Consider the following 12332-nt stretch of genomic DNA (forward strand, 5'->3'; position numbering starts at 1 on the left):
GCAGTGAGCAGTGAGCAGTGAGCAGTGAGCAGTGAGCAGTGAGCAGTGAGCAGTGAGCAGTGAGCAGTGAGCAGTGAGCAGTGAGCAGTGAGCAGTGAGCAGTGAGCAGTGAGCAGTGAGCAGTGAGCAGTGAGCAAAAGAACGTCATGCGGCGCTTGCCGAAGCATCTCGCGTAACAGTAATTCAATCGTTTAACGAAGCGGCAGCGATGCTTCGGCAAGCGGACGCCAGATGGGCAGGACGTTCCAGTTGCTCACTGCTTACTGCTCACTGTTAATTACTAACTGCTCACGGTTAACTGTTTTACCTGAATGCACGGCACTCAGCACGAAGCTGATGCCGCCCAGCACCACCACCAGCAGCGTTTGGGCCCCGTGCACCACCAGGGCGTAGGCAATGCCGGCCTCTTTGCTCACGCCGTAGACCAGCAAGGTGCTCTGCACCAGCACGTGGAATACCCCAATGCCGCCGGAAACCGGCGCTGCCATCCCAAACGCGCCAAACGTGAGCACCGCCAAGCCGGCCCGCATGCCCAAATCATAGGTTTCGGGGAAGCAGAGGAACGCCAGGTAGTCCATCAAAAAATACACCAGCCAGGTAAAGAAAGTGTGCAGCAGAAACACGCCCTTGTTGTTCAGCCGCAGCACGCTGAACACCCCCGCCAGCAGCCCCCGGACAAAGGCCACCACTTTTACAAACAAGGCGTTCTGCCGCAGCTTCTCCAGGTTGCGCACCAGCAGGTAGCCGAACACCAGCAGCAGCAACGCCCCGATGCCGGCCACGGCCAGCAGCACGCCCCGATTGGCCGCCAGCGAATCGTACTGGTCGGCGAACAGGCCTTGAATGAAGGCCCAGAACTTATCGAAATCCAGCAGCAACACCGCGCCCAGCAGCAGGCCCAGCACCAGCACGTCAATCACCCGCTCGGTAATCACGGTGCCCAGCGACACCTCCACCGGCACGCCGCTCGTGCGCCGCAGCACCGAGCAGCGGATGACCTCGCCCATGCGCGGCAGCACGATGTTGGCCAGGTAGCCCACCATCATGGCGTGGTACACCTCCCAGAACGGCACCTGGTGGCGCGAGGCCGTGAGCTGCATCTGCCAGCGGTAAGCCCGGCTGAGGTAGCCCAGCACCGAAAGTGTCATCGTGACCCCCAGCCAGAAATAATTCGCGGTGGCGATGTAGTGCCCGATGCGCGACAGGTCCTGCCCGCGCACAGCGTACACCATGAGCGCGCCCGACAGGGCCAGCAGCAAGGTGTATTTTAGAACGGTGAGCAGAGACTTCATTCTTGGCGGTTAGCGGGCATTGGTTGGTAGTTAACGACTGGCATTTAATGATTAACGACTAACCAGCAGCCCTGCCACTGTTGATTAGTAATCCAGGGCTGACGCAATTGGACACACTTCAAATGCTACTGTCTCTGAAGGCGCTTTTGCTACTGCCTGACTCAGGAATCAGCGTTTCAGAAACAACCCCCAGACGCTGAAATCCGGGGTGCAATTCCAAGTGCGGAAGTCCAATAATGATTAACCACTATGCCAGCCGGTTGTGCTCGTTGGGGAAAATGACCGTGGGCCGGTGCTGCCGGGCCTCGGCAAAGTCCACCAGGGCGTAGGAGAAAATGATGACCACGTCGCCCACCGCTGCTTTGCGCGCCGCGGGGCCGTTCAGACAAATGGTGCCCGAGCCGCGCTCGCCCCGGATGGTGTAGGTTTCGAACCGCTCGCCGTTGTTGACGTTCACCACGGTCACTTTTTCGTTTTCAACGAAGTTGGCGGCGTCCAGCAGGTCCTCGTCGATGGTGACGCTGCCCACGTAGTGCAGCTCGGCCTGCGTGACGGTGGCGCGGTGGATTTTGGACTTCATTACTTCAATGTGCATGAGCGGAGCCAACAAGGGTTAACAAGGGCCGCAAAGATAAAGCGCGGCTTCACCCCTCCACCACCACGTTGTCGATGAGCCGCACGCCGCCCACCTGCGCGGCCAGGCACAGCACCACGGCCCGGCCGTTGTATCCGGCCAATGGCTGCAGCGTGTGCGCGTCGGCCACCGCCACGTATTCGAGCGCGATGAGGGGCTCGCGGGCCAGGGCGGCTTCGGCTTCGGCCTGCACCTGGGCGGGGGGCACGCCCTGCCGCACCCGGGCCGCCGCGGCGGCCAGCACCTGGTGCAGCAGCGGGGCGGCGGCCCGGGCGGCGGGGGCCAGCCGGCGGTTGCGCGACGACATGGCCAGCCCGTCGGCTTCGCGGATGGTCGGGCAAGCCACGATTTCCAGGTCGAACGAAAGGTCGGCCACCAGTTGGCGAATCACGGCCACCTGCTGCCAATCTTTTTGGCCGAAGTAAGCCCGGTGCGGGCGCGTCAAATGAAAAATTTTACTCACCACCGTGGCCACGCCGTTGAAATGCCCGGGCCGGTGCGCGCCTTCCATCACCCGCTCCAGGTCCCCGAAATCGAACCGCAGCACGGCGGGCCGGGGGTACATTTCCTCCACCGCCGGCACAAAGAGGGCCGTGCAGCCGGCCGGGGCCAGCAGGGCCGCGTCGGCTTCGGGCACGCGCGGGTAGAGGCGAAAGTCCTCGGCGTTGTTGAACTGCGTGGGGTTCACGAAGACGGTGACTATTACCTCGTTGCATTCGGCGCGGGCGGCCCGCACCAGCTGCAGGTGGCCGGCGTGCAGGGCGCCCATCGTGGGCACCACGCCTACCCGTTGGCCGGGTTGGCGGGCGTGTTCCGCATGGGCTTGCAACCCGGCGGCGGTGGTCAGTATCAGCATAGGAGAGGAAGGCAATTGGAACGGCCCTCAAAGTAGCTTTTATTGAATTTCCGCTCAAAATTGTTTAATTTTGTGCACCCATAGCATGGCCTTGTTCCATTCTCTTTAATAATTCCTCATGTCGAAGCTACGAATCCTCTACGCGGCCACCGAAATTGACCCGTTTCTGCAGACCACCAAGGTGGCTGAAATGCTCCGGCGCCTCCCCGCCAGCATGCAGGAAATGGGCTGCGAGATTCGCATTTTCGTCCCGCGTTTCGGCATTATCAACGAGCGCAAGAACCGGCTGCACGAAGTGGTGCGCCTTTCGGGCATCAACATTGCCGTGGGCGACGACGAGAAACCCCTGGTCATCAAAGTGGCGTCCATCCCCACGGCCAAGCTGCAGGTGTACTTCATCGACAACGAGGACTACTTCCACCGCAAGTCGGCTTTGGTGGACAAGAACGACAAGTTCTACGCCGACAACGATGAGCGCGCCATCTTCTTCTGCAAGGGCGTGCTGGAGACCGTGAAGAAGCTGGGCTGGTCGCCCAACATCGTGCACTGCTCCGACTGGATGACGGGCCTGATTCCGCTGTACCTGAAGACGACCTACAAAAAAGACCCGGTGTTCAAGGACGCCAAATCGGTGTTTTCGATTTACAGCAACGAGTTCATGGACAAGTTCGAGGGCAACATCCTCGAGAAGGCCAAGATGCTCGACATCGACGACGCCATGCTGGCCTCGCTGAAAACGGCGGACTTCAGCGGCTTCATCAAAATGGGCATGGAATATGCCGACACCGTGGTGCGGTCCGACGAGGACTTCAGCGACAACCTGAACGGCATGTTCCGCGAATACGCCCTCAACAACCGGCTCAGCCAGGTAGCCACCGACGAAAACCTGCACTCCTCTTACCTAGCGCTGTACAATGAATTGGCTAATTAGCCGCTGTGCCCCCCTGGTGACCCTGTCGGCCCTGGCCCTGGCCGGCTGCGACGAAGGCACCGACCTGGACGTGGACTTGCCCAATGCCGAGGTCCTCAGCACTGAATACACCGAATACAAGGACCCGGCCCTGGGCATCGCGGCCGTGCGCCTGGTGCCGGTGCAAACCCAAAAAACCGACCACTTCCTGGTGGGCCGCCTGGCCGACAACGTGGCCGGCACCACCGAAGCCCGCGCTTATTTCAACGTGGTGAGCGCCCCCATCGCCGCCGACTCGCTCCCCGCCAAGCTCACGGCCCCCGAGCTTGATTCGGTGGTGCTGGTGCTGGGGTTCGACAGGGTGTACGGCAGTGCCACCACGCCGGTGAAATTTGACGTGTACCAACTGCCCGCCCCGCTCGACGAGCGGCAGGTGTACGACGGGAGCACCGCCACGCCCCTGGGCGACGCGCTGGGCCTGAATCTGACCAGCCGGCTCGACCGCACGCGGCAGGTGACCACGCCGGCCGTGCCGGCCACGGCCACCGCCCCCGAGGTGCCGGCCTTCACGACCACGGGGCCCGACCAGACCGTGCGCTTGCTGCTGCAGCGCCGGGCCGTGCCGGCTTCCGGGAGCCAACCGGCCCTTCCGGGGGTGGCGCTGCCGTTTGCGGACAACTTGTTTGCCCGGCTTTCGCAGCCCAATTTCAACCAGCTCCAGTTGGATGGGTTGCTGAAGGGCCTGGTCCTCACGCCCAGCGCCGGCCACAGCAGCAGCATCCTGAGCTTCGGCCGGGCCGCGGACGTGCGCTCGCTGGCCCGCCTGATAGTGTATTACCACGCCGATTCGCTGCGCCGCAGCTACTCCGTGCTTTTTGGGCCGGTATACAGCACGAGCAGCGCGAACGTTGCCCGCGACCCGCGCTATTACACCCAGATTACCAACGCACTGCCCCCGGCCCTGGCCGTGCTGACCGACCCGGCTGCTTCGGTTTCGCCCGGCGCGCTGGGCGGCACCAGCTACGTGCAGGAAGGCACCGGCCTGGGCACCCGCGTCACGTTCGCCAACCTCGGCGCGCTGCTCACGCCGGGCCTGACGATAAACCGCGCCGAGCTGCGCGTGCCCGTCAAGCCTTTTTCCAACGCGCTGCTCGCCAACCCCCCTTCGCTGTACGCGGTGGAAGTGGACGGCAGCAACCGCGTGCTGCAGCGGACGGCCAACTTTGTGTCGTATGACCGGGTGGTGTCCAACGGCGTCGACCAGTTTGGAAACCCCGTTCCGGCCGTGGGGACGCTGACTAATGCCACGACGAGCCAAGCCTACTACAGCATCCCCGTCACGAACTATTTGCAGGCCTACCTCGCCGACAAGCTCGGCGGCAACCCCGTGTCGTTGGTGCTGGTGCCCAGCATCCGCACGTCGGGCAGCTTGTCGCTGAACCGGGCAGCCCTGGACGCCGCCAACATCAGTTTGCGCGTATACTACTCCAAGCGGTAGCGCCGGGCTTGCCAGGGCCTCATCGGGGATGAGCCCCTGGCTTCTTTCATTTTTTCTAATCCTCTTATTCTTATCGCCATGTGCGGCATTGTTGCTTATTTGGGTCATCGCGAGGCCTGTCCGATTATCCTCAAAGGCTTGCACCGACTCGAATACCGGGGCTACGACTCGGCGGGCGTGGCCCTGCTCAATGGCGAGTTGAACGTGTATAAAAAGAAAGGCAAGGTCAGCGAGCTGGAAGCTTTTATTGCGGAGAAAGACACCCACGCCCGCGTGGGCATGGGCCACACCCGCTGGGCCACCCACGGCGAGCCCAACGACGAAAACGCGCACCCCCACTACTCCACTTCGGAGCGCATTGCCATCATTCACAACGGCATCATCGAGAACTACGCGGCGCTGAAAACGCACCTGGAGCAGCAGGGCCACGTGTTCCACTCCGACACCGATACGGAGGTGTTTGTGAACCTGATTGAGGAGATTCAGCAGCAAAACGACTGCACCCTGGAAGAAGCCGTGCGCCTGGCCCTGCACGAAGTGGTGGGCGCCTACGCCATCGTGGTGCTCAGCAAAGACGCCCCCAACCAGCTCATTGCCGCCCGCAAAGGCTCGCCGATGGTGATTGGCATCGGCGAAGGTGAATTTTTTATTGCCTCCGACGCCACGCCCATCATCGAGTACACCAACGAGGTGGTGTACGTGAACGACTACGAAATCGTAGTCATTCGCGACGGGCAGCTGGACATTCGCAGCCGGGAAGACGTGAGCCAGACGCCCTACATCCAGAAGCTGGAGCTGGAGCTGGACAGCATCGAGAAGGGCGGTTACGAGCACTTCATGCTGAAAGAGATTTTTGAGCAGCCGCGCTCCATCATGGATTCGATGCGCGGGCGCCTGGAGCTGGAGTCCGGCCACCTGAACATGGGCGGCATCCGGGCCTACGAGCAGAAGTTCGTGAACGCCCAGCGCATCATCATCGTGGCCTGCGGCACCTCCTGGCACGCCGGCTTGGTGGCCGAGTACCTGATTGAGGACCTGGCCCGCATCCCGGTGGAGGTGGAGTACGCTTCGGAATTCCGCTACCGCAACCCCATCATTACGGAGCGCGACATCGTGATTGCCATTTCGCAGAGCGGCGAGACGGCCGACACGCTGGCCGCCATTGAGCTGGCCAAGAGCAAGGGCGCGACCATCTTCGGCGTGTGCAACGTGGTGGGCAGCAGCATTGCCCGCGCCACCGACGCCGGCGCCTACACCCACGCCGGGCCCGAAATCGGCGTGGCTTCGACCAAGGCCTTCACGGCCCAGGTGACGGTGCTGACCCTGCTGGCCATGATTATGGGCCAGAAGCGCGGCACCATCACCGACACCAAGCTGCGCGAGCTGATGGTGGAGCTGGACACGATTCCGGCCAAAGTGACCAAGGCCCTGGAGCTGGACACCGAAATCCGTGCCATCGCCGAAATTTTCAAGGACGCGACCAATTTCTTGTACTTGGGCCGGGGCTACAACTTCCCCGTGGCCCTGGAAGGCGCACTCAAACTTAAGGAAATCAGCTACATTCACGCCGAGGGCTACCCGGCGGCCGAGATGAAGCACGGCCCCATTGCCCTGATTGACGAGAACATGCCGATGGTGGTCATCGCCACCCGCGACAGCTCGTACGAGAAGGTGGTGAGCAACATTCAGGAGGTGAAAGCCCGCAAGGGCCGCATCATCGCCATCGTGAGCGAGGGCGACACCGTGATTCCGGCTATGGCCGAATTCGTGATTGAAGTGCCCCACACCAGCGAAATCCTGATGCCGCTGGTGTCGGTGATTCCCCTGCAACTGCTGAGCTACCACATTGCCGTGCTGCGCGGCTGCAACGTGGACCAGCCCCGCAACCTGGCCAAATCGGTGACGGTGGAATGAAAAAGACGGTATCTGTTTGGCCGGTGTAACTTCTCCATTTAAGCCTTCAAAATGAGTCGTTCCACCGGCCATTTGTTGCGCGCAAGCCAACGCCACCAGGGTCTGTTGATTACTGTCGCGCTCGGAGCAGTGGTGCTGCCTTTCGTCGGCCTTTCCTTCTGCAACCACCCGTCACTGGACGACTTTTTGGATGCCGTCACGGTAAGAAACCTGGGATTTTGGCAAGCTCAACACTATTTTTACCTCACCCAAACCGGTCGTTACACCACTACAGTTCTGCTGGCGCTGCTTAATCCGCTGCTCTACGGCCGGCTGGAAGCCAACTGGTGGGCGGTAGCGGTGGGGTTTATTTTTGGCACCTTATTTATGCTGCGGGCCTGCCTTTCGGCGCTGCCGGGAGTCTCGCCGGGGGCAGCGTGGCGGCTGGCGGGAATTTTGCTGGCCCTGTGGTTGGCGTATGCGCCGGGCCAAGCCGAAGGTTTGTACTGGTTCACGGGCGCCTACACCTACATTACCGCCGCGTGGCTCCTGTTGCTCTGGCTGCTGGCTTTTGGCTATTACGCGGCGGCACGGCGTCTGGGCCAGGACCATTGGGCCGGATTGGCGGCCCTGGCCGGGCTGACCGTTGCCGTGGCGGGCACTCCTGAGCCGGTTGCCTTTCCCTTCCTGTTGGCGCTGATGGCGGGAGCCGGGCTGGACTGGTGGCGGGGGCGAGGCCGCGTGCTGCTGTTGCTGGCCGGATTAGCCGCCGTGGGAAGCTGGGCATCGTTTACCGCGCCCGGCAACTTTGTGCGGATGAAGCACATGGGAGCATCCTTCGGGTTGATTAAAACGCTGGCTTATTCCGCGGGCACGACGGGTTACCTGCTGATGACTTGGGTTGCCAACCCGGTATTGCTGGCCCTCTCGGCGTTGCTGCTGCCCGCCGTGCACCGCGTGGCCCAGCACCGCGACCATTCGGTGGTCCTGCACTTAGGCCGAATCCCAACGGAGCGGCTGGTGGGCGGGCTGGCTCTTTTGCTAACGGCGGCCAGCTGCCCGGCTTTTTACGCCAGCGGCACCGGGCTGCCGCTGCGCGCGCGCACGGTGCTCCACCTGCTTTTCTTGCTCGGCTGGTTTGGCACGCTGCTGGCGTGGTGCTGCCGACGGGCCTACGTGGGGCGGCCGTCGGCCGTGCGGGAGGAGTTGGCAAACGGTCGGCTGGCCCCGTTGTGGGTCGGGCTGCTGCTACTGTTCTTTTTTGCCGACTACAACGTGCAGACCCGGGCTTCGATGCTCGGCCAGGGCCGCAACAACGTGGTGCGGGCTTACCAGCAGTGGCTGGGGGGCGAGGCCGGCCGGTACGACGCCGAATTGCGCGCCCGGTACGCTGCCCTGGCGGCTAAGGCGCCAGTGGTCGAGGTTCGGCCGTTGCGCAACCGCCCCGATTTACTGTACAGCTTTGACATCGCGGGGCTGCAAGATTTGGAAGCCCTGCGCCTCTACGCCACCTATTTTGGCGCCAAGCAGGTGGTAACGCAACCCACTGCTCCTTAACCTAATATTTTAAGAAAGGAAGCTGTTGCGCCGCCGCCTGGACGAGAGGCGATGGTTGAATCAATAGGCTTCCAAGAGGCAAAAGCATGCAGCAATGCGGGCAGCAATTCACCTGGCCGCGGTGGCACCCGTGCTCCCTTTCGTGGTGCTGGCCGCTTACTGCCACCCCTACTTCGACGACTATGGCACCGCGCTGGAAGCACAGCGCACCGGATTCGCACTTTATTTCGCGAATACGCAACCGGAATGGTCGGGGCGCTACGCTTTTCTACTGGCCAATATCGCGCATTGCGAACCACGGCGGCCGACTCTGTGGCGGTGTCCCCACTGCCGGTTATGCCCGGTACGCTCTTTTATTACGACCTCGCGCCCACCCCCGGCTTGTGGGGCAACCAGCTTATGGCCCTGTATTTTGGCAAGAAGGCGGTTTGGGTGAATTACGGACCTACGGACCAAGTCGTGGCCTGGCCATTCCTCTTATCGGCCGACCCAGCAGCGGCGGAGTAGCGGCGGCCAAACGCGCTGCTACACCGCAAACGGCTCGCCCCGCAGCGCCTGGCGCTTGAGCAGCGGGCAGATTTTGTAGCGCTCGTCGTGGGTGTCGTCCCACAGGGCTTCCAGCACGGCGTACACGCGCGCCACGCCGATGGCATTGGCCCAGGCGAAAGGGCCGCGGGGGTAGTTAGTGCCCAAGCGCATGGCCAGGTCTACGTCCTGCATGGTGGCGGCGCCCTCCTGCACGGTGTAGCAGGCCTCGTTGATAATCATGCACACCACGCGGGGCGTGACCAGGCCCACCCGGTCCTCGACCACGCGGTAGTCGGTACCGAGGGCAGCGCAGGTGTCGGCCAGCTTCTCGCGGTCGGCTTCGTGGTAAAGGCTGACTTCGAGCAGGGAGCGGTTGAGGAGTGTAGGCAGGCCGCAGAAGCCGAAGAGGGTGCCGTCGGGAGGGCCGCAATCGGGTTCGTGGGCCGACAACATTTCGGAGAGCGAACGGGCGGCGCAATCAATAAAAATCGGGCATTTGAACTTGTAGTACGGACGGGTGCCGGGGAGGTGGCTGTAACAGAAAGCGGCCCCGGCGGCGGCGGCCAGAATTACAAGTTGCTTTTGTTTTGCAACGAGTTCTGCAAGGCTGTCGGAATCGCACGAGTGGAAACTATACTCGTGCCCCGCCCCAAACTTCTCGCGGAACTCCGCCTCGACGTGGCCGCCGTCAATGACCAGAATGTGCATGGGTTGCTTCGTTACTTTGGCGCCAAAGATACCCTAACCTAACGCCGCTTATGCCGCACCAAATCATCCTCACCGACCAGGCACCGGCCCCCATTGGCCCCTACTCGCAAGCCGTACGGGCGGGCAACACCGTGTACGTCTCGGGCCAGATACCGCTGGATGCCGGCGGGCAACTGGTGGCAGGCGACGTGACCGCCCAAACCCACCAGGTGCTGAAGAACCTGACGGCCGTGCTGGCCGCCACTGGCCTGGAACTTACCGACGTGGTAAAGTGCAGCATCTTCGTGAAGGACCTCGGTAACTTTGCTGTTATCAACGAAGTGTACGGTTCCTACTTCGACAACGAGGCCACGGCGCCGGCCCGCGAAACGGTGGAAGTAGCCCGGCTGCCGCGCGACGTGCAGGTGGAAATTTCCTGCATTGCCGTGGGCGCATAATATCCTGGCGCGGCGGGCGTTGCAGCGGAAATTTTCATCCTCTCGCATTTCCCTCACCGCATGAAAGAACTCGGACTCGGCCTGCTCATCATTGGGCTTATCTCGCTGGCGCTGCCGCTCATCAACCCCAACGTGCAGTATGTTTTCCTCAAGTGGATTAACAACTGGGGGCCGGCCGTGGCCTGGGGCATCCGGGGCGGCGTCACGCTACTGGGCCTGGCGCTCTGGCTCGGCTTCAAGAACCGCGACTAATTACGGTTAGCAGTTATCCGTGAGTAGTGAGCAATTGGTACATCCTTGTTCACTACTCACGGATAACTACTAACTGCTAACTGCCCCTATCCTTACCTTTGCCGCGCGTTCCGAGTACCGGGACGCGCTTTTTTTGCGTTATGACTGAGAGAGAAGTCCGGGTGCGCTTTGCGCCCTCGCCCACCGGGCCGCTGCACATCGGCGGCGTGCGCACGGCCCTGTACAACTACCTGCTGGCCCGCAAGCTCGGCGGCAAAATGCTGCTCCGCATCGAGGACACCGACCAGAACCGCTTCGTGCCCGGCGCCGAGGAGTACATCCTGGAGGCCCTGGCCTGGTGCGGCATCGTCATCGACGAGGGCGTGGGCGTGGGCGGCCCCCACGCGCCCTACAAGCAGAGCGAGCGCAAGCCCCTGTACCGGCAGTACGCCGACCAGCTCATTGCCAGCGGCCACGCCTACTACGCCTTTGATACGCCTGAAGAGCTGGACGCGATGCGCGCGCGCCTGCAAGCCGCCAAGGTGCCCAACCCGCAGTACAACTCCATCACCCGCGCCCAAATGCGCAATTCCCTCACCCTGCCCGAGGACGAGGTGAAGCAATTGCTCGCCAGCGGCGCGCAGTACGTAATCCGCCTCAAGGTGCCGCGCAAGGAGGAAGTGCGCTTCCAGGACCTGATTCGCGGCTGGGTGGTGGTGCATTCCTCGGCCATCGACGACAAGGTGCTGATGAAGTCGGACGGCATGCCGACTTACCACCTGGCCAACATCGTGGACGACCACCTGATGGAAATATCCCACGTGATTCGGGGCGAGGAGTGGCTGCCCTCGGCGCCGCTGCACGTGTTGCTCTACCGCTATTTGGGCTGGGAAAGTACCATGCCGCAGTTTGCCCACCTGCCGCTGCTGCTCAAGCCCGACGGCACGGGCAAGCTCAGCAAGCGCGACGGCGACCGGCTCGGCTTCCCCGTGTTTCCGCTGGAGTGGCACGGCCTCGACGGCGACACCGGCGAGCCCACCGTGAGCGCCGGCTACCGCGAAAGCGGCTACCTGCCCGAGGCGCTGGTGAACTTCCTGGCCTTCCTGGGCTGGAACCCCGGCTCGCAGCAGGAGATTTTCTCAATGGACGAGCTGGTGCAGGCCTTCAGCATCGAGCGGGTGAGCAAGTCGCCGGCCAAATTCGACCAGCACAAGGTGAAGTGGTTCAACGAGCACTACCTGCGGGCCAAGCCCGACGCCGAGCTGGCGCCCTACCTGCTCACCGCCCTGGCCGAACACGGCATCGCCTGCGACCAGGCCAAGGCCGAGCAGATTGTGGCCGTGATGAAGGAGCGGGTGAGCTTCCCCAACGACTTCTGGCAGGAGGCCAAGTACTTCTTCCAGGCCCCCACCGCGTACGACCAGGCCGTAGTGGCCAAGAAGTGGAGCCCGCCGGTAGCCGCCGCCCTTACTGTTTATGCCAAGGCCCTGCCCGACGCGGCCGAAGTATCGGCCGAGGACCTGAAGGTCTTGTTTACCCAGACCATGGAAGCCCAGGGCCTGAAGCCCGGCCAGGTGCTGCAATTACTGCGCGTGGCCGTAACCGGCGGCGCGGCCGGCCCCGACCTATTCGAGACGCTGGCCATCCTGGGCCCGGGCGAGGTAAGCAAGCGGCTGCACGCGGCCGTGGCGCGACTGAGTGCGCCGGCGGCCGGCTAACGGTTGGCCAAGCCCGAAACCCAACCCTGAGCCGAGGCCGCGCCGTATGCACTACGGCGCGGCCTCGTGC

At 62.7% G+C, this 12332-nt stretch carries 12 protein-coding genes; 8 read left to right on the forward strand and 4 right to left on the reverse strand.

From position 1 onward, the window contains the following. Positions 1 to 260 precede the first annotated feature (260 nt). From RMO51_RS06175 to panC, 3 genes are all read right to left on the reverse strand, one after another. The gene (locus tag RMO51_RS06175; RefSeq protein WP_310392988.1) at positions 261 to 1292 is read right to left on the reverse strand and encodes a lysylphosphatidylglycerol synthase transmembrane domain-containing protein; all 1032 of its coding nucleotides are present in this window, start codon (positions 1290 to 1292) and stop codon (positions 261 to 263) included. Positions 1293 to 1539: 247 nt separating this feature from the next. Then, entirely contained in the window at positions 1540 to 1887 is a 348-nt protein-coding gene (panD, locus tag RMO51_RS06180) for an aspartate 1-decarboxylase (RefSeq protein ID WP_310392990.1), read from the reverse strand. A gap of 49 nt (positions 1888 to 1936) precedes the next feature. Continuing rightward, positions 1937 to 2782, reverse strand: a complete 846-nt coding sequence (gene panC, locus RMO51_RS06185) for a pantoate--beta-alanine ligase (protein WP_310392992.1) — start codon at positions 2780 to 2782, stop codon at positions 1937 to 1939. Positions 2783 to 2900: 118 nt separating this feature from the next. On the opposite strand from panC, the gene RMO51_RS06190 reads away from it, so the two are divergent. From RMO51_RS06190 to RMO51_RS06210, 5 genes are all read left to right on the forward strand, one after another. Continuing rightward, the gene (locus RMO51_RS06190) at positions 2901 to 3713 is read left to right on the forward strand and encodes a glycogen/starch synthase (RefSeq protein ID WP_310392993.1); all 813 of its coding nucleotides are present in this window, start codon (positions 2901 to 2903) and stop codon (positions 3711 to 3713) included. Beyond that, positions 3697 to 5190 carry a DUF4270 family protein gene (locus RMO51_RS06195; RefSeq protein ID WP_310392995.1) on the forward strand — a complete coding sequence of 498 codons (1494 nt, stop codon included), beginning with the start codon at positions 3697 to 3699 and terminating at the stop codon, positions 5188 to 5190. Before RMO51_RS06190 ends, RMO51_RS06195 begins: the two co-directional genes overlap by 17 nt. Before the next feature lie 78 nt (positions 5191 to 5268). Further along, the gene (gene glmS / locus RMO51_RS06200) at positions 5269 to 7104 is read left to right on the forward strand and encodes a glutamine--fructose-6-phosphate transaminase (isomerizing) (protein ID WP_310392997.1); all 1836 of its coding nucleotides are present in this window, start codon (positions 5269 to 5271) and stop codon (positions 7102 to 7104) included. A gap of 51 nt (positions 7105 to 7155) precedes the next feature. Beyond that, positions 7156 to 8640 carry a DUF6056 family protein gene (locus tag RMO51_RS06205; protein WP_310392999.1) on the forward strand — a complete coding sequence of 495 codons (1485 nt, stop codon included), beginning with the start codon at positions 7156 to 7158 and terminating at the stop codon, positions 8638 to 8640. 336 nt (positions 8641 to 8976) lie between these two features. Beyond that, positions 8977 to 9147: a hypothetical protein gene (locus RMO51_RS06210; protein ID WP_310393000.1), complete on the forward strand. Its 171-nt coding sequence runs from the start codon at positions 8977 to 8979 to the stop codon at positions 9145 to 9147. A gap of 18 nt (positions 9148 to 9165) precedes the next feature. On the opposite strand, the gene RMO51_RS06215 is transcribed toward RMO51_RS06210, so the two are convergent. Next, positions 9166 to 9876, reverse strand: coding sequence for a 3-hydroxyacyl-CoA dehydrogenase family protein (locus RMO51_RS06215; RefSeq protein WP_310393001.1), 711 nt, complete (start codon positions 9874 to 9876; stop codon positions 9166 to 9168). Positions 9877 to 9926: 50 nt separating this feature from the next. On the opposite strand from RMO51_RS06215, the gene RMO51_RS06220 reads away from it, so the two are divergent. The 3 genes from RMO51_RS06220 to gltX all read left to right on the forward strand — a co-directional run bounded on the left by RMO51_RS06220 (position 9927) and on the right by gltX (position 12262). Continuing rightward, positions 9927 to 10313: a RidA family protein gene (locus tag RMO51_RS06220; protein ID WP_310393002.1), complete on the forward strand. Its 387-nt coding sequence runs from the start codon at positions 9927 to 9929 to the stop codon at positions 10311 to 10313. A 60-nt stretch (positions 10314 to 10373) separates the two neighbouring features. Next, entirely contained in the window at positions 10374 to 10565 is a 192-nt protein-coding gene (locus RMO51_RS06225) for a hypothetical protein (protein WP_310393004.1), read from the forward strand. A gap of 140 nt (positions 10566 to 10705) precedes the next feature. Then, positions 10706 to 12262: a glutamate--tRNA ligase gene (gltX, locus tag RMO51_RS06230; RefSeq protein ID WP_310393006.1), complete on the forward strand. Its 1557-nt coding sequence runs from the start codon at positions 10706 to 10708 to the stop codon at positions 12260 to 12262. Positions 12263 to 12332: the final 70 nt, after the last annotated feature.

It is taken from the genome of Hymenobacter sp. (genome assembly GCF_031398885.1).
GTDB lineage: Bacteria > Bacteroidota > Bacteroidia > Cytophagales > Hymenobacteraceae > Hymenobacter.